We start from the raw sequence: 17,054 nt of genomic DNA on the forward strand, positions 1-17,054 counted from the left end.
CGTTTGTGAAAGTCAAACGGGTTTTTTCCGATGATTTATGTAAATTCATTACACAAGGAGCTTGCATGAGCCATGTAGAACTGCTGGGCCAGTCCCCCATCGCATCCGACCGCCAGGCGCGTCCCCTGTCGCCCGCCACGCGCGCCGGCGACTTCGTCTTCGTCTCGGGCCAGGTGCCCACGGACGACCAGGGCCAGGTCATCGTCGGCGGCATCGAGGCCCAGACGCGCCAGGTGTTCCAGCGCGTCAAGGATGCTCTGGCGCTGGCCGACTGCACCCTGGCCGATGTGGCCAAGGTCAGCGTCTGGCTGGCCGATGCGCGCGATTTCGGCAGCTTCAACCGCGTCTACATGGAGTGCTTCGGCGAGCACCGGCCCGCCCGCTCCACGGTGGAGTCGCGCCTCATGATCGACGCCAAGGTCGAGATCGACGTGACCGCCTACAAGCCCCGTGCCTGAGCGTTCCACCACCTCCGTGGGAAAGACCTTCGACGTGGCCGCGCTGGGCGAGGCCATGGTCGAGTTCAACCAGGTCCACCCCGGCCAGCCGCAGTACCTGCGCGGCTTCGGCGGCGACACCAGCAATGCCGCCATTGCGGCGGCACGGGCCGGCGCGCGCGTGGCCTATCTCACGCGCATCGGGCAGGACAGCTTCGGCCAGGCGCTCACCGCGCTGTGGCGCGCCGAGGGCGTGGACACCCGCGCCGTGCAGAGCGACGGCGAGCACCCCACCGGCATCTACTTCGTCTCGCACGGGGCGGCCGGACACGAGTTCAGCTACCTGCGCGCAGGGTCGGCCGCGAGCCGCATGGCGCCGCAGTGGCTGGCGGGCGAGCCCACGGCCGTGCTGCAGGCGGCCCGCATCCTGCACCTGTCGGGCATTTCGCTGGCCATCTCGCCGCAGGCCTGCGACACGGCCTTCGAGGCCATGCGCCTGGCGCACGAGGCTGGCACCCTGGTGGCCTTCGACTCCAACCTGCGCCTGAAGCTCTGGCCGCTGGCGCGGGCCCAGGCCTGCATCGCACAGGCCGTGTCGCTGTGCGACATCTTCCTGCCCAGCCTGGAGGACATGCAGGCCCTGTCCGGCCTGTCCGATCCCGAGGCCATCGTCGACTGGGGCCATGCGCGTGGCGCGGCCACCGTGGTGCTCAAGCTCGGTGCCGAAGGCGCACTGGCGAGCGACGGCCGGCGCAAGGAACGCATCGCAGGCCTGCGCGTCACGCCCGTGGACGCCACCGGTGCCGGAGACTGCTTCTGCGGCAACCTGCTGGCCCGCCTGGCCCTGGGTGACGACGTGTTCGCGGCGGCGCGCTATGCCAATGCCGCGGCGGCGCTGGCCGTGCAGGGCTATGGTGCTGTGGCACCGTTGCCGTACGCGCGCCAGGTGCAGGTGACGGCTTGATGTAAGGGGAGCGTGGCAATAGTCGCAGCGTCAGGAAACTGGCGCGACCTGGGCGAGTGCCCCCGCGCAAGGGCCGCCCCGCCGCGCTGGGGGCGTCCCCCCTCTGGGGGGAAGACGCGAAGCGGCTCAGAGGGGCTACCCCATTACGCTGCGAACAGGTCGGACCGGGCCGCCTTGGTGATGGCCGCCACGCAGGGGTGGCTGATGCGCCGCTCCACCGAGATCGCAAAGAACTCCTCGACCAGCTCCGTGGAGCGCCCGATCACCTCGACCCCGAACTGGGCCTGCGTCTCCTCTTCCAGCACCGTGGGCGAGGTGAACACCCCGCGCCCCTCGCGCCCGAAGGCGTTCATCAGCGCGCTGTCGTCGAACTCCCCCACCAGGCGTGGCTGCAGCTGGTGCTTGTTGAACCAGTGATCGAGCTGCTGGCGCACCGAGGACATGGGCCCCTGGATCAGCATCGGCGCGCCATGCAGGCACCTGGGGAAAGGCCCTTGCAGCTGGCTGCGCAGGGCCGGTGCGCAGAAGAAGCTCATGGAGCTGGTGCCCAGGCCGTGGTTGAAGGCCTTGACGCCGATCTTCTTGGACACCGGCTCGTCCGCCAGCACCAGGTCCAGCCGGTTCAGGCTCAGCTGCGCCACCAGCTCGGGGAACTTGCCCTCGTGGCAGGTCATGTGCACCTGTTCGGCCAGGCCCATTGCCGGCTCCAGCAGGCGGTAGGCGACCGATTTGGCCACCGAATCCGCCACACCCACGCGGAACTCCAGCGGGCGCGACTGCCCGCGCGCCAGGCGGATGGACTTTTCCAGCTCGTCGCCCAGCGCGAAGATCTGCTCCGCATAGCCCAGCGCCACGCGGCCTTCGCTGGTCAGCTCCAGCCCCCGGCCGCGCTTCTTGAACAGGTCGTGGCCCAGCCATTCCTCCAGCTGCTTGATCTGGCCCGACAGCGTCTGCGGCGTGGTGTTGAGCTGCTCGCCGGCGCGCATGATGCCGCCCGCCTTGGCCGTGGTCCAGAAGTAGCGCAGGTGCTTGAAGTTCATGCCGTCTCCTTGATACTTCGTAAAAATCGAAGTAAAAATCTCGATAAATCGAATATACGCGAAGTGTCAAGATCCCTACAGTACGTTCATGGACAGATCGCGGAACGCCCCTTCGGGCACCGAACCCTGGCCATACACCGTTCACAAGGAGTCAAAGATGCGGATCACCACCAGAGGACAACTCGCAGTCTCGGCCATGACCGATCTGGCCCTGCGCCAGAAAATGCGGCCCGTGGCCCTGTCGACGATCAGCGCGCGCCAGGGCACCTCGCTGTCTTACCTGGAGCAGCTGTTCAGTGCGCTGCGGCGCGCCGGGCTCGTGGACAGCACGCGCGGCCCCGGAGGCGGCTATACCCTCGCGCGCAACACGGACGAGATTTCCGTGGCCGAGATCATCCTGGCGGTCGAGAACCTGAAGGCCGATGACATCCAGAACATGGCGCCCGGCCAGGCCGCGCAGGTGAAGTCGATGACGGGTGAGCTGTGGTCCACCTTCAACGCCCGGGTGATGGAATACCTGCAGTCGGTCACCCTGCAGGACCTCGTTGCCCAGCAGCTGGAGAAGGGCGTGGTCCCGCAAGAGGCCGTGCCCGCGGCCCCGCGGCCCAAGCTGAGCGCCAAGCCCCGCCCCCTGATGGCGCGGGTCGGGGTGCCCAACTCGGTCTTTGCCCTCGGCACGATCCCGTTGCTGCAGCGCCGCTGAGGGGGCGGCGCGCCGCCTCGGCGCGGCGCTCCTGGTGCGCCCGAAGCGCCGCCGTGGCTACAGCTGGTGGGCGAGCTGCTTGATGCCGCGAATGAGCATCTCCACGGAGATGGCCACCAGGATCAGCCCCATGAGGCGCTCGAAGGCCATGACCACGCGTTCGCCCAGCAGGCGCTGGATGCGCTCGGCCATCAGCAGCACGACCGCGCACACCGCCATGGTCACGCACAGCGCGCCCACCCATTCCAGCCGCCGCTCGGGCGCCTGGGCCACGAGTAGCATCACCGTGGCCATGGCCGACGGCCCCGCCAGCGCGGGGATGGCCAGCGGCACGATCAGGGGTTCTCCGGGCAGCTCGGTCTGCGGCCCGGTGTCCGGCGGAAAGATCATGCGCAGCGCGATCAGGAACAGCACGACCGCGCCCGCGATCTGCAGCGACAGGTCGCTCAGGTTCATGACCTGCAGGAACTGGGCGCCGAAGAACAGGAACACCAGCAGCAGCGCGAATGCGATCAGCACCTCCCGCAGGATCACGCGGGCGCGGCGCTCGGGGGCCACTCCGCGCAGGGCATTGGCGAAGATGGGGATGTTGCCCAGCGGATCCGTGATCAGCAGGAGCAGGATGGTGGCGGACGCGAAGGTGTAGCTCACGCGGCGTACACCCCATCGAGCGACCGGAAACCCTTGATCTCGATCGGGTTGCCGCTCGGGTCGTGGAAGAACATGGTCCATTGCTCGCCGGGCTGGCCCTCGAAGCGCACCTGCGGCTCCAGCACGAAGGCCGTGCCTGCCGCCTTCAGCCGCGCGGCCAGCGCATGCCACCCGGGCAGCTCCAGGATGGCGCCGAAGTGCGGCATGGGCACCATGTGGTTTCCCACGTGGCCGGTGGGGGCGCTGGCGAAAGGCGCTCCCAGGTGCAGGGAGATCTGGTGGCCAAAGAAGTCGAAGTCCACCCAGGTGTCGGTGCTTCGGCCCTCCTGGCACCCCAGCACGCCGCCGTAGAAGCGGCGCGCGGCGTCCAGGTCGGTGACGTGAAAGGCGAGGTGAAAGAGGCTGCGCATGCGCACAGGATAGCAGCGGGATTTGCGCCGCGCACGGGTTCCGGCGCCGCCGTCCCCGCGCCACAATGCCGCATCTTCCCCAACTGCACCGCGCTTGCCGCGCGCACACCGCCATGCCTGCTCCTTTCCCCGACTACCAGCGCTACGAGACGCTGAACATCACCCGCCGCGGCGCCGATGGCGCGGTGCTGGACATCCAGATGCGCGCGCTGAACGGCAAGCTGCCCACGGCGGGCCATGTGGGCCACCGCGAGCTGTGCGGGGTCTGGCGCGACGTGAGCGACGACGACAGCGTGCGCTGCGCCGTGCTGCGCGGCGAAGGCGCGGGCTTCTCGGGCGGGGGCGACCTGGCCATGGTGCAGGACATGACCGAGGATTTCGAGTTGCGCTGCCGCATCTGGAAGGAAGCGCGCGACCTGGTCTACAACATCGTGCACTGCGACAAGCCCATCGTCTCGGCCATCCACGGCCCGGCCGTGGGCGCGGGCCTGGTGGCGGGCCTGCTGGCCGACATCTCCATCGCGGCGCGTGGCGCGAAGATCGTGGACGGCCACACCCGCCTGGGCGTGGCGGCCGGCGACCACGCGGCCATCGTGTGGCCGCTGCTGTGCAGCATGGCCAAGGCCAAGTACTACCTGCTGCTGTGCGACCCGGTGAGCGGCGAGGAGGCCGAGCGCATCGGCCTCGTATCGCTGGCCGTGGACGAGGCCGAGCTGTTGCCGCGCGCCTACGAGGTGGCCGACCGGCTGGCGGCCGGCTCGCAGACCGCCATCCGCTGGACCAAGCATGCGCTCAACCAGTGGCTGCGCCAGGCGGGCCCGATGTTCGAAACCTCGCTGGCGCTCGAATTCATGGGCTTTGGTGGCCCCGACGCCCGCGAGGGCGTGGCGTCCCTGCGCGAGAAGCGCGCCCCCAAGTTCTGACCACCGGCTGCACGCGGCGCGCAGTGCCCGCGCCCCTCCGGTTCCGTCAGCACCAACATCCGCAGCCGCGTGAAACTGGTGCGTCCCCTTCCGGGGGAAGCCGCGCAGCGGCTCAGGGGGCTGCGCTCAAGCTTCACTTCCTCGCCAGCATGTCGGCGGTGTTCGTCTTGCGGTCGGCGTTCACGCGCTGCACGTGCGGGCGTTCGGCCATGCGCGCGAGGTAGTCGCGCACGGGCAGCGCGGCCAAGTAGTCGCGGCCATAGATGATCTTGGTGGCCGAGCTCACCAGTGGCAGGTGAACGATGGCCGCGCAATCGGCCATGGTGAACGTGTCGCCCGCCACGTAAGGGCTGAATTTCGCCAGCTGGCCGAACGCCGCGATGTTCTTCTCCAACTGCGCGCCCACCTTGTCGCGGGCGGCCTCGCTCACGCTGCCGCCAAAGAAGGCCTGGGGGTACAGGTTGCGCGCCACCAGCTCCAGGTGCAGTTCCAGGAACGTGATCAGCTCGCGCACCTTGGCGGCCTGATAGGGGTCCGCGGGCAGCAGGGCGGGCTGGGGGTGGGCCATCTCGATGTAGTCGGCGATCACGGCCGATTCGCACAGTGGCCCGTGGGGGGTGCGCAGGTAGGGCACCTTGCCCAGCGGGCTGGCGCTGCGGTCGGTCTCGCCGACCCAGGCCAGCTCCTCGGTGAAGGGCAGGCCCTTTTCGAGCAGGGCGAGCTTGGCCTTGTTGTAGTAGTTGCTGGCGGAAAAGCCGCAGAGTGTGAGCATGGTGGAGTCTCCTTTGTAGTTGTGGATGACAGGCGCATGGTAGGCGGGCGCTCCTGCCGCGTCCGTCGCGCAGATGACCCTGATCAAGGCGGCCGGGGCCGGGCCACCTACAATCACCCTGCCATGCCTTCCTCCCTGCAAACCATCCGCGGCCTTCGCTGGCTCGCCCGCCTTGTGCTGGCGTGGTTTGTCCTGTCCATCGGCGTGGCCGTGGCCTCGCCCCTGGTCAACCCCCAGGCGATGGAACTGATCTGCTCGGGTTCGGGCGCGATCAAGCTGCTGGTCAAGACCGACGATGGCATGCAGGAGATGTCCAGCCACACGCTCGATTGCCCCCTGTGTGCGCATGTCGGCGCTCCGCCTCCCGTGTCCCAGGCCCGGCTGCCTGTGGTTCACCCCCTGGCGCACGCCCTGCGCCCCATCCCCGCCGCGCACATCGCTGCGCGCACCGCCGCGCCGCTGCCGCCGCGCGGGCCCCCCGCTTTCTCCTGAAATTGCTATTTGTTTGATAGCTGTTCGCGCTTGATGAGTAAGCGCTGACGGCCTATTTGGCTTGAAATTCAGGAGTTCCCATGCGCAAAAGCCGCATGGCGCTGGCCGTGGCCGGCGCCTTTCCCCTTGCCCTGTCCTGGGCCGTGCCCGCGTGGGCCCAGACCGCTGACAGCAGCACGCCCGTCAAGGAGCTGGGCGTGGTCACCATCCGCGGCGGCCAGCCCACGTCGCTGCCCACGCAGATTCCCACCACCATCGAGGGCGTGACGCGCGAGCAGATCGAGCACTCGATCAACGCCACCGACAGCGAAGACGCCCTCAAGTACCTGCCCAGCCTGCTGGTGCGCAAGCGCTACATCGGCGACTACAACCACGCCGTGCTGTCCACGCGCGCCTCGGGCACGGGCAACCCGGCGCGGTCCATGGTGTTCGCCGACGGCATCCTGCTCTCCAACTACCTGGGCAACGGCCCCACCAACGCGCCGCGCTGGATGCTGGTCACGCCCGAGGAGATCGAGCGCGTGGATGTGCTCTACGGCCCGTTTTCCGCAGCCTATGCCGGCAACTCGGTGGGTGCCGTGGTGGACTATGTGACGCGCATGCCGACAAAGTTCGAGGCGCACGGGCAGGTCAGCGTCCAGCACCAGCCGTTCGATCTGTACGGCACCAGCGCCACCTACGCGGGCAAGCAGGTCAGCGCCTCGGTGGGCAACAAGAATGGCGACTGGTCGTGGTTCCTCAACTTCAACAAGACCGACAGCGAGGGCCAGCCGCTCACCTTCCCCACGCGCCTCGTGTCTGCAGGCGCCGTGGGCCATGCAGGCACGCCGGTGACGGGTGCCGTGCTGGGCAACAACCGCAGCAACCAGCCTTGGTACCTGCTGGGCACGGCCACCCAGTACCACACGCAGCAAGACCACATCAAGGCCAAGATCGCCTACGACCTCTCGCCCACCGTGCGCGCGGCCTACACCCTGGGCTGGTGGCACAACGAATCCGAAGGGCGCCCCACCAGCTACCTGCGTGACGCCAATGGCAATGCGGTTTACGGCGGCACGGTCAACATCAACGGCCGCTCGTACACGCTCGCGCCCACGGACTTCAATGTCTCCAACGAGAACCTCACGCACTTTATGCACGGGCTCTCGGTCAAGAGCCACACCCAGGGCGTGTTCGACTGGGAGGTGGCCGCCAGCCTCTACGACTACCAGACCGACACCCTGCGGGCCGCCACCGTGGCGCTGCCCGCCGCGCTGAACGGTGGCGCAGGGCGCATCGTCAACAACAAGGGCACGGGCTGGAACACGCTGGCCGCCAAAGGCACCTGGCGTCCGGATGGGGTGCAGGGCACGCATATCGTGGACTTCGGCCTGCAGCGCGATAGCTACCAGCTGAGCACCATCGAGAACGCCACGACGAACTGGATCAACGGCGCTGCAGGCGCCCGCAACCAGGCCTTCAACGGCGACACCCAGCTCATTGGCCTGTGGGCGCAAGACACCTGGAAGATCGCGCCCCAATGGAAGGCCGTGCTGGGCGCCCGCGCCGAGCGCTGGAGCGCCAGCAATGGCCAGACCGGCAACGCCACCACCACGCTGAGCCACCCCGAGCGCAACGAAACCTATGTGTCGCCCAAGGCTGCCGTGGCCTACCAGGCCAATGATCTGTGGGTGCTCAAGGCCTCCACCGGCCGCGCCGTGCGCATGCCCACCGTGGCCGAGCTGTACCAGGGTGGCATCAACGGCAGCGGCACGCTGATCAACAACGACCCGAACCTGAGGCCCGAAAAGAGCTGGACCACCGAGCTGACGGCCGAGCGCGATATGGGCAATGGGCTGCTGCGCCTGACCGCGTTTTTTGAGCGCACCAAGGACGCGCTGTATTCGCAGACCAACGTGCTCGTCACGCCCAACGTGACCAACGTGCAGAACGTGGACGCTATCCGCACCAAGGGCATCGAGCTGTCGTACCAGGCCGCCAATGTTCTTCTGCGTGGGCTCGACCTCGGGTCAAGCCTGACCTGGACGGACTCCAAGATCACCCGCAACGACAAGTTTCCCGCCAGCGTGGGCAAGTGGCAGCCGCGCATCCCCGAGTGGCGCGCCAGTGCCGTGGCTACGTACCGGCCCGACGACAAGTGGTCATACACGCTGGGCGCGCGCTACAGCGGCAGGCAGTACAGCACGCTGGACAACACCGACGTGAACGGTTTTGCCTACCAGGGCGCCAGCCGCTACTTCACCACCGACGTGCGTGTGCGCTACCAGATCACCAAGCAGGTGAGCGCTGCCGTGGGCATCGACAACCTCAACAACTACCAGTTCTGGAACTTCCACCCCTACCCGCAGCGCACCTACCTGGCTGAATTGAAAGTAACCCCCTGAGCGGCTTGCGCCGCTTCCCCTAAGGGGGACGCCTCCAGCGGCCCGGCGAAGCCGGTTCCGCGGTGGCGCTCGCCTCGGGCGCGCCAGTGTTGAAGGCAATGAATCGTTGAAACGCAAGGTCTGAGTATGAAATCAAACACTATGAAAAATATAGCTGCTACCGCTTTACTATTAAGCGCTGGAGGCCTTTTTGGCTCTGCATCCGCCCATGTGGTGCTCGAATACCAGGTGGCCCCGGCAGGCGCCAGCTACAAGGCGAGCTTCAAGGTTGGCCACGGCTGCGGCGCGTCGCCCACGCGGCAGGTCGCGGTGGACATCCCGGCCGGCATGCGCGGCGCGCGCGCCATGCCTAAGCCCGGTTGGACGCTGGAGGTACAGCGCGAAAAACTCGCACAGCCGTACACCAGCCACGGCCGCAGCATCACCGAAGACGTGGTGCGCATCACCTGGACGGCCAAGACGCCGGACGACATGCTGCAAAGCGCGCACTACGATGAGTTCGTGCTCGTGGCCCAGGCGCCCGAGCAGGCGGGCACCGTGTACTGGCCCGTGCGCCAGGCCTGCGCCGAAGGCCGGAACGACTGGACTGACGTGCCCAAGGCGGGCCAGAAACTTTCGGACCTGAAGTCCCCTGCGGCGGCGCTGGAGATTCTGCCCACGGGCGGCGGCGTTGCCCACCATCATTGACAGTCAGGCCCACGGGCTTGTTCCATCCAATTTTCCTTCTGATATCCGAAAGACATCCATCATGAAAAAACTGCTTCGCACCGCTGCCCTCGTTTCCACACTGGCCGCGACCTTGGCCAGCGCCCCTGCTGCGTGGGCACAGACCGCCGCCGTCAAGGTCGAAGGCGCCTGGGCGCGCGCCAGCGTGCAGGGCCAGAAGGGCACCGGCGCCTTCATGCAGCTGACCGCCCGGGACGGCGCTCGCCTGGTGCGCGCCGAGTCGCCCGCTGCGGGCGTCACCGAAGTGCACGAGATGAAAATGGAAGGCGACGTGATGAAGATGCGCGCCGTGCCCGCGCTGGACCTGCCCGCGGGCAAGACCGTGGAGCTCAAGCCCGGTGGCTACCACGTCATGCTGCTGGACCTGAAGGCCCCGCTGGCCAAGGACAGCTCGGTGCCCATCACGCTGGTGTTCCAGGACGCCAAGGGCGCGGAGAGCAAGCTGGAGCTGAGCGTGCCCGTGGGCACGTCGGCGCCCGGCGGCGCCAAGGCGCATGAGCACAAACACTGAGGATTTGGCCTGCGCCACTGCCTTCGCGGCCGCAACGCATTGGAGTAAGCTGTGACCCCACCACAGACCCACCTCTTGCGGAGCGGCCATGAGCGACACATCGAATTTCGGTTTCGGCAAACTTGTTCCCGGTTTTGACTTTCTGCAGAGCCTGGCCAAGGGGGCGTCCAGCAGCATTCCGCAGTTGCCCAACCTGAGCAACTGGGTAGCGCCCACCATCAGCGTGGAAGAGCTCGAAAAGCGCATCGATGAACTCAAGGCCGTGCAGTTCTGGCTGGAGCAGAACTCGCGCGCGCTGGCCGCCACCATCCAGGCGCTGGAGGTGCAGAAGATGACCCTGGCCACGCTCAAGGGCATGAACTTCAGCATGGGTGACGTGGCCAATGCCTTCAAGCTCAAGACCGCCGACACCGTGATGAGCGGCGTGCAGAAAGCCGCCGACACGGTGAGCGGCGCGGCCGGCGCCGTCGCAGGGGCCGCCGCCCGCGTCACGGGCCGCGCGAGCCCCGCCGAAGAAGCAGAAGAAGACGAGGGCGAGGACGCCGAGCCCGCCGCCCAGCCCGCCAAGGCCAAGGCGAAGGGCAGCAAGGCGGCAGCGGCCGCCGCCGCCGCGCCCACCGTGGTGGACCCGATGCAGTGGTGGGGCGCGCTCACCGGCCAGTTCCAGCAGATCGCCGCCAACGCCATGAAGGACGCGGCCAAGCAGACCGCCATCGACACCACCAAGAACATGGCCACGGGCCTCGCCAAGGAAGCCCTCAAGACGGCCACCGGCATGGCCACCCAGTTCGCCGCCAAGGGCATGCAGACCATGCAGGGCGGCGCCAAGCGTGCCGCGGCGGCGGGCACCGCCAGGAAGACCGCCGCCACCAACAAGCCCGCGGCCCGCAAGACCACGGCGAAACCCGCCGCCAAAAAAACCGGCAGCAGCACCCGCAGCCCGGCGGCCCGCAAGCGGGCGGGCTGACGCCAACGCGGGCGGGTGGCAACCCGTGGGGGCCCGACACCCCCGCCACCGCCCCTGGCACGGAGATCCACACCATGAAGCTTTTCCCTTCCGGCCACGCCACCCATCCCCAGTGGCGCATGGCCGCCGCGCTGGTTCTGGCGCAGTTGCGCGCCCAGATGGCGCTGCCCGAATACGCCTCGGCGCCCACGCTGGGCCTGCTCTACATCACCGACCACTACGCCAGCGAGGCCCAGGCGCTGCTCGACCACCTCAGTGGCGAACTGCCCGAGGTCACGGACTGGAGCGGCACCGTGGGCGTGGGCGTATCGGCCAACAATGCCGAGTACTTTGACGAGCCCGCGCTGTCGGTGCTGCTGCTCGATGTACCCGCCGACCAGTACCGCGTGTTCTCGGGCGTGGCACCGCTGCCCAACCACCCGCGCCACCCGGCCAGCGGCTTCGTCGCGCACACCGCGCTGGTGCATGCCGATGGCCAGACGCCCGAGCTGGCCGAACTGCTGGCGGAGATGGCGGCCCGCACCGATACGGGCTATCTCTTTGGGGGCCTGAGCGCAAGCCGCGGCGCGAGCGTGCAGTTCGCCGTGGGGGGCGATGGGAACATGGCCGGGCAGGGCGCGGCGGGCGGCGTGTTCGATGGCGGCCTGTCGGGCGTGGCGTTTGGCGCCAGCGTGGGGCTGGTGTCGCGCGTCACGCAGGGTTGCCAGCCCGTGGGGGCGCTGCGCACCATCACCGACGCGCAGGAGAACGTGGTGCTGCAGCTCGACGGCGAACCCGCGCTGGACGTGCTGCTGGAGACGCTGGACGTCACGCTCGACGGAGATCCCCAGCCCGCCCTGCGCAAGGTGCGCGCCACGCTGGCGGGCCTGGTCAGCGCGGGCGAGCAGCCCCAGGGCCAGCGCCGCACGGGCCACTTCGGCACCGACACGCGGGTGCGGCACATCGTGGGGCTGGACGGCGCCCGCCGGGGCGTGGCGCTGGCCGACAAGGTCGAGGCCGGCATGCACCTGGCGTTCTGCCAGCGCAACGTGGCCGCGGCACGCGCCGACCTCATGCGCATCTGCGCCGAGATCCGCGAGGAACTGTCGCCAGAGGAGCTGGAGCCCGTGCCGCTGGTCTCGGATGCCGCTGCGGGCGCGGCCGCCGGGCCCGCCGCGGGCGGCCAGGGCAGCCTCGCCCCGCAGGCGGGCCGGCGCATCTGCGGCGCCATCTACGTGAGCTGCTCGGGCCGTGGCGGCCCGCATTTTGGCGGCCCCAGCGCCGAACTGCAGATCGTGCGCCACGCGCTGGGCGATGTGCCGCTGGCCGGTTTTTTTGCGGGCGGCGAGATTGCCCACCACCATCTGTACGGCTACACCGGCGTGTTGACCGTGTTTGTGGACGGCGAGCCCTCACCGTCCTGATGTAGAAGAGGGGGCGGGCTGGTGCAGCAGCCCCCGCAATCGCCAACGCCGGTCAGCCCGCGCCGTTGTCGTCGGACTCGGCTTTTTCCTCGGGCGTCAGCCGCGTGGCCAGGATCTTGTCGATGGTCTTGCCGTCCATGTCCACCACTTCGAGCTTCCAGTTCTCCCACTGCACCGTGTCGGTCACCTTGGGCAGGCGGCCGGTCAGCAGCATGATCATGCCGCTGAGCGTGTGGTAGCGGCCGCGCTCCTCCTCGGGCACGGTGTCCAGGTTCAGGCGGTCCTTCAGCTCGGGCACGGGAATGTGGCCGTCCAGCAGCCAGCTGCCGTCCTCGCGCTGCAGCGCCCACGAGGTCTCGGGGTCGCGCGGCTGGAACTCGCCGGTGATGGCCTCGATCAGGTCCTGCAGCGTCACGATGCCCTGCACCTCGCCGTACTCGTCGATGACAAAAGCCATGTGCACGTCCGACAGCCGGAAGTTGTCCAGCAGCTCCATCCCCGTGATGGTTTCAGGCACGTACAGCGCGGTCTGCAGCGTCTGCTGGGTCAGGCCGTGGGCGCGGTCGCGCAGCGTGCGCGACAGCCACTGGCGCGCGTTGAGCACGCCCAGGATGTTGTCCATGCCGCCGCGCACCACGGGAAAGCGGGCATGGTCGGATTCTTCGATGCGCTGCAGGTTGTCTTCGAACGGCGCATCGATGTCCAGGCACACCACGTCGCCGCGCGGCACCATGAGCGAGCCGATCTGGCGGTCATCGAGCCGGAACACGTTGCGCACCATGGTGTGCTCGTGCGACTCGATCACGCCGGCGGTGGTGCCTTCCACCAGCATGGCGTGGATCTCTTCCTCGGTCACGGGGCTGCCGCTGGTTTCCTTCACGCCCAGGAGGCGCAGCAGCGTGCGCGTGGACGTGGACAGCAGCAGCACGAACGGCTTGGTGGCCAGCGCCAGGAAGTTGATGGGCCGCGCGACGAGCCGGGCGAAGGTCTCGGGGTACGACTGGCCGATGCGCTTGGGCACGAGTTCGCCCACGACGATGGAGAAGTACGTGATCAGCACCACCACCAGCCCCGTGGCCGCATAGCCGCCATAGGGCAGCGGCACGCCCAGCGACTCCAGCCAGGACGCGAGCGGCGCGGCCAGCGCGGCCTCGCCCACGATACCGTTGAGGACGCCGATCGACGTGATGCCGATCTGGATGGTGGAGAGGAAGCGGGTGGGGTCCTCGCCCAGCTTCACGGCGGCGGCGGCGCCGCTATCGCCCTCATCGATCAGCTTCTGCAGCCGGGCTTTGCGGGCCGTGACCAGGGCGATCTCGGACATGGCAAACAGGCCGTTGAGGAGGATGAGGGCGAACAGTATTGCTATTTCCATACAAAGGGCGCCTTGCACGCCCTTGGGTGTTGATGAGTATGGGATTGTAAGGACGGGGGCGCGGCGGGTTCCCCAAGGCCACGGCGCCTGCGCGCGCGGCACCCGACGGTGCAGGGCGCGCTGGCCGCAGGGCAGGCCTGGCGCGGGGGGCGTGGCCGCCCGTGCGCCGCGTGCTCAGCCGCCTTCGGTGGGCAGCCCGGTCGCGTCCCACTCGGGCAGCCCGCCGCGCAGCCAGTACACGGACTTGAAGCCCTTGGCCGCCGCCACCTTGGCCGCCTTGTAGGACTTCCAGCATTCGGCGCCGTTGCAGGCAAAGATCACGGGCTTGGCCTTGTCCAGGCTGGGAATCTTGTCGAGCGCCTGGAAATCGTCCTGGGCCGCGTTGAACGCCACGTCCTTGAGGCTCTTTTCCACATAGGCGGCAAACACGGCGCCCCGGATGCGCCGGGTCTTGAATTCCTTTTCGGTGCGCGTGTCCACCAGCGTCGCGCCCTGGGCCTGCAGGCTCTGCGCCTCGCGCGCGGTGATGCGGTTCACCCCGGGCAGGCTGGTGGGCGTGAAGAGGCCGAGCTCCGCAACGCGCCGGTACTCCGCGGCCTCGGGGCGCACGGCGACCGGGGGCAGGCCGGTGGCGGACGAGGCCCCGCCAAACCACTGGGCCAGCTTGCCGCGCGCATCGGCGGGCAGGTCCTTCTTCACCACGATGGAAAACCCGCCCGGCACCGGCTGCGAGGTGGCCAGCACGCGCGCGGTGCCCGGGTGCGCGGCGGACCATTCCGCCCACTCGTCCTCCCGCACCACGGTGGCGTCGGCCGTGCCCAGCGTCAGGGCCGTGAGTCCCGCCTGGGGAAACTTCTCGTACTGCACGGCCCGCAGGTCCTGGAACGACAGGCCCGCCTCGTTGAGCATGCCGCGCGCCATGTAGGTATAGAGCGAATCCTGCTGGGGCAGGTAGAGCCTGCGGCCCTTCATCGCCGGCACCGCGTCGATCTGCGGCAGGCCGACCAGCAGGTACCTGTCCGATTTCTGCGTCGCGCCCACCAGTTCATAGCCGCGCTGCAGGGCGGAAGCGGCCACCTGGGCGGGGCCGATGAAGATGTCGTGGCTGGCGCTGCGCGTGGCGCGCATCACGTCGGCCAGTTCGTCGCTGGTGGCCAGGGCCACCGTCTGGCCGGCCGCCTTGGAGAGCCCGGACTCGGCGGCCGTGCGCAGGATGGAGTGGGCCGCCTTGCGGGCCGTGGGCTCCACCGCCACCATGGCGGTGAGCTGGGCCTGCGCCACGGCACAGGCCGCGCACGCGAAAAGCAGCACCGCGAGCTTGCCACCCATGGGTCTCCAGTCAGTGTTCATGGCGCGCGCCCTCTCTCAAAAGAAAGGGCGAATATGCCCACGCCCTCCGTATCTGCGTACGAATGTTTCCGATGTTTTGTATTTGTTACGTTTACTAACGCCATGTCACGCGCGGTGCGCAGGGGCTGCCGCACAGAATGCGGCCTAGGCTGAAAGCCGGGGGCCTGCCCACCGCTGTCGCGAGCCTGCCTGTTCAATCATTATTTTGGAGACCGTTTCCATGAAAGATTCCATGACATTGCCGCGCCGCCACATGCTGGCCGGAAGCGCCGCTGCCTTGAGCGCGCTGGGCCTGGCCGGATGGACCGGCAGCGCCAGGGCGCAGCAGGCCGCCAGCCCCGCCAAGCCGCTGCCCGCGTACGCGGGATGGAAGTCTTCCGATGCGCTCATCGTGCACAGCAGCAGCACGCTGGAAACCCGGCGCTCGGCTTTCGGCACCAGTGTCATCACGCCCTCCAACCAGCTGTATGTGCGCAACAACCTGCCTGCGCCCGACGCGGCCATCCTGGACAACCGGGACGCCTGGACGGTGTCGGTCGAAGGCGTGAAGAACCCGCGCAGCCTCACCCTGGCCGAGCTCAAGACCCTGGGCGTGGAAACCGTGGCCACCGTGCTGCAGTGCTCGGGCAACGGGCGTGGCTTCTTCCCCAGCAAGCCCAGCGGCACGCCCTGGGCCGTGGGCGCGGCGGGGTGCGTCGTGTGGAGCGGCGTGCCGCTGCGCAATGTGGTGGCGGCGCTGGGCGGGCTCGCCGATGGCGCGGCCTACCTCACGGGCACGGGGGGTGAGAAGCTGCCCGACGGCGTGGACCCGCTGTCCGTGCTGGTGGAGCGCTCCGTGCCCATCAAGGCCACCGAGGATGCGCTGCTGGCCTGGGAAATGAATGGCGAGCCCATCTCGCTGGCGCACGGCGGCCCGCTGCGGCTGGTGGTGCCGGGCTACCAGGGCGTGAACAACATCAAGTACGTCAAGCGCGTGGCCTTCACCGGCGCCCAGTCGCAGGCGCGCATCATGTCGCACGGCTACCGCATGTCGCCCCCCGGCTCCAAGGCCAGCCCCGACCAGCCGTCGGTGTGGGAGATGGGCGTCAAGTCCTGGATCAATGGCCCTCTGCCCGAGAAGGGCCCCCTCAAGGCCGGCCAGGTGCAGGTGCATGGCGTGGCCTTTGGCGGCACGCAGGCCATCAAGGGCGTGGAGGTCTCGGTGGACGGCGGCAAGACCTGGCAGGCCGCGCGGCTCATCGGCCCCGATCTGGGCAAGTTCGCGTGGCGCCAGTTCGTGCTGCCGGTCACGCTGGCGGCGGGCACGCACGTGCTGGCCAGCCGCGCCACCGATGCCGCGGGCAATGTGCAGGCCGAGCAGCGCGAGGAAAACCTGGGCGGCTACAACAACGCGAGCTGGCGCGACCATGCGGTCACGGTGACCGCAGCGTGACCGGGCGCCCCCCTGAGACGCTGCGCGCCTTCCTCCCTGGAGGGGCGCGCGCCCCCCGGACTGGCCGTGCCAGATCCGCGGTGCCACTGGTGCTGGGGCGCATCGGTTTCCAGCATTTGCGCGTGCCTGCGCTCGCGGCCATGTCGAGCGTGCTGCTGCTGTGGACGGGTGCCGGCTGGGCGGCGGATGCCGCCGAGCTGGCGCGGGGCAAGGAGCTGTTCATCAAGATCCAGCCTGCCTGCGCCGTGTGCCACACGCTGCAGGCCGCCGGTGCCGAGGGGCAGGTGGGCCCGGTGCTGGATGAGCTCAAGCCCGACGCGGGCCGCGTGCTGCGCGCGCTCAAGGCGGGCATCGGCGTGATGCCTTCGTATGCCGAACGCATGAGCGAGAAGGACATGCAGGCCGTGGCGCAGTTCGTGGCGCACGCCACGGGCGCTGCCAGGTAGGCCGGGCGCTGGCCCGTGGTGGCAGCGCCCGCCTGCGCGGCGGTGCTGCAACCCCGCTGTGCTCCCGT

At 68.7% G+C, this 17,054-nt stretch carries 18 protein-coding genes; 12 read left to right on the plus strand and 6 right to left on the minus strand.

Features of this window, described 5'->3' with window-relative positions:
* Window positions 1-65: 65 nt before the first annotated feature.
* Both AC07OD_RS17245 and AC07OD_RS17250 read left to right on the plus strand, forming a co-directional pair.
* Complete coding sequence (locus AC07OD_RS17245) at window positions 66-458, plus strand: RidA family protein (RefSeq protein WP_007849612.1); 393 nt, start codon at window positions 66-68, stop codon at window positions 456-458.
* On the plus strand, window positions 451-1,401 hold the full coding sequence (locus AC07OD_RS17250) for a sugar kinase (RefSeq protein WP_494597619.1): 951 nt from the start codon (window positions 451-453) through the stop codon (window positions 1,399-1,401). The genes AC07OD_RS17245 and AC07OD_RS17250 overlap by 8 nt, the downstream gene beginning before the upstream one ends.
* 143 nt (window positions 1,402-1,544) lie before the next feature.
* On the opposite strand, the gene nhaR is transcribed toward AC07OD_RS17250, so the two are convergent.
* Entirely contained in the window at window positions 1,545-2,441 is an 897-nt protein-coding gene (nhaR, locus tag AC07OD_RS17255; protein ID WP_494597620.1) for a transcriptional activator NhaR, read from the minus strand.
* 157 nt (window positions 2,442-2,598) lie between these two features.
* Between nhaR and AC07OD_RS17260 the strand changes: the two genes are divergently transcribed.
* Window positions 2,599-3,144 (plus strand): Rrf2 family transcriptional regulator, encoded by a 546-nt coding sequence (locus AC07OD_RS17260; RefSeq protein ID WP_369643560.1) that lies wholly within the window; start codon window positions 2,599-2,601, stop codon window positions 3,142-3,144.
* 57 nt (window positions 3,145-3,201) lie between these two features.
* On the opposite strand, the gene AC07OD_RS17265 is transcribed toward AC07OD_RS17260, so the two are convergent.
* Both AC07OD_RS17265 and AC07OD_RS17270 read right to left on the minus strand, forming a co-directional pair.
* Window positions 3,202-3,795 carry a MarC family protein gene (locus AC07OD_RS17265; protein WP_369643559.1) on the minus strand — a complete coding sequence of 198 codons (594 nt, stop codon included), beginning with the start codon at window positions 3,793-3,795 and terminating at the stop codon, window positions 3,202-3,204.
* Complete coding sequence (locus tag AC07OD_RS17270) at window positions 3,792-4,205, minus strand: VOC family protein (RefSeq protein ID WP_492807949.1); 414 nt, start codon at window positions 4,203-4,205, stop codon at window positions 3,792-3,794. The genes AC07OD_RS17265 and AC07OD_RS17270 overlap by 4 nt, the downstream gene beginning before the upstream one ends.
* 113 nt (window positions 4,206-4,318) lie before the next feature.
* On the opposite strand from AC07OD_RS17270, the gene AC07OD_RS17275 reads away from it, so the two are divergent.
* A complete protein-coding gene (locus tag AC07OD_RS17275; protein ID WP_369643558.1) occupies window positions 4,319-5,128 on the plus strand; it encodes an enoyl-CoA hydratase/isomerase family protein in 810 nt (269 codons plus the stop codon).
* A gap of 133 nt (window positions 5,129-5,261) precedes the next feature.
* On the opposite strand, the gene AC07OD_RS17280 is transcribed toward AC07OD_RS17275, so the two are convergent.
* Window positions 5,262-5,900: a glutathione S-transferase gene (locus AC07OD_RS17280; RefSeq protein WP_218296847.1), complete on the minus strand. Its 639-nt coding sequence runs from the start codon at window positions 5,898-5,900 to the stop codon at window positions 5,262-5,264.
* 123 nt (window positions 5,901-6,023) lie between these two features.
* Between AC07OD_RS17280 and AC07OD_RS17285 the strand changes: the two genes are divergently transcribed.
* The 6 genes from AC07OD_RS17285 (at window position 6,024) to AC07OD_RS17310 (ending at window position 12,383) form a co-directional block, all read left to right on the plus strand.
* On the plus strand, window positions 6,024-6,392 hold the full coding sequence (locus AC07OD_RS17285) for a DUF2946 family protein (RefSeq protein ID WP_218341257.1): 369 nt from the start codon (window positions 6,024-6,026) through the stop codon (window positions 6,390-6,392).
* Window positions 6,393-6,472: 80 nt separating this feature from the next.
* Entirely contained in the window at window positions 6,473-8,776 is a 2,304-nt protein-coding gene (locus tag AC07OD_RS17290) for a TonB-dependent receptor (RefSeq protein ID WP_494597621.1), read from the plus strand.
* Window positions 8,777-8,902: 126 nt separating this feature from the next.
* Entirely contained in the window at window positions 8,903-9,463 is a 561-nt protein-coding gene (locus tag AC07OD_RS17295) for a YcnI family copper-binding membrane protein (protein ID WP_494597622.1), read from the plus strand.
* Window positions 9,464-9,524: 61 nt separating this feature from the next.
* The gene (locus tag AC07OD_RS17300) at window positions 9,525-10,013 is read left to right on the plus strand and encodes a copper chaperone PCu(A)C (protein WP_218296851.1); all 489 of its coding nucleotides are present in this window, start codon (window positions 9,525-9,527) and stop codon (window positions 10,011-10,013) included.
* An 88-nt stretch (window positions 10,014-10,101) separates the two neighbouring features.
* Window positions 10,102-10,980 carry a PhaM family polyhydroxyalkanoate granule multifunctional regulatory protein gene (locus AC07OD_RS17305; protein ID WP_218341259.1) on the plus strand — a complete coding sequence of 293 codons (879 nt, stop codon included), beginning with the start codon at window positions 10,102-10,104 and terminating at the stop codon, window positions 10,978-10,980.
* Window positions 10,981-11,054: 74 nt separating this feature from the next.
* Window positions 11,055-12,383, plus strand: a complete 1,329-nt coding sequence (locus AC07OD_RS17310) for an FIST signal transduction protein (protein WP_494597623.1) — start codon at window positions 11,055-11,057, stop codon at window positions 12,381-12,383.
* 52 nt (window positions 12,384-12,435) lie between these two features.
* Here AC07OD_RS17310 and AC07OD_RS17315 read toward each other — a convergent pair whose 3' ends face one another.
* Both AC07OD_RS17315 and AC07OD_RS17320 read right to left on the minus strand, forming a co-directional pair.
* Window positions 12,436-13,758 carry a hemolysin family protein gene (locus tag AC07OD_RS17315; RefSeq protein WP_218341261.1) on the minus strand — a complete coding sequence of 441 codons (1,323 nt, stop codon included), beginning with the start codon at window positions 13,756-13,758 and terminating at the stop codon, window positions 12,436-12,438.
* 174 nt (window positions 13,759-13,932) lie between these two features.
* A complete protein-coding gene (locus tag AC07OD_RS17320; protein ID WP_255591614.1) occupies window positions 13,933-15,108 on the minus strand; it encodes a rhodanese-like domain-containing protein in 1,176 nt (391 codons plus the stop codon).
* 220 nt (window positions 15,109-15,328) lie between these two features.
* On the opposite strand from AC07OD_RS17320, the gene sorT reads away from it, so the two are divergent.
* Both sorT and sorU read left to right on the plus strand, forming a co-directional pair.
* Entirely contained in the window at window positions 15,329-16,540 is a 1,212-nt protein-coding gene (gene sorT, locus AC07OD_RS17325) for a SorT family sulfite dehydrogenase catalytic subunit (protein ID WP_494597624.1), read from the plus strand.
* Between the two features lie 140 nt (window positions 16,541-16,680).
* A complete protein-coding gene (gene sorU, locus AC07OD_RS17330; RefSeq protein WP_304505101.1) occupies window positions 16,681-16,986 on the plus strand; it encodes a SorU family sulfite dehydrogenase c-type cytochrome subunit in 306 nt (101 codons plus the stop codon).
* The last annotated feature ends 68 nt before the right edge of the window (window positions 16,987-17,054 follow it).

The organism is Acidovorax sp. GW821-FHT10E03 (assembly GCF_059415205.1).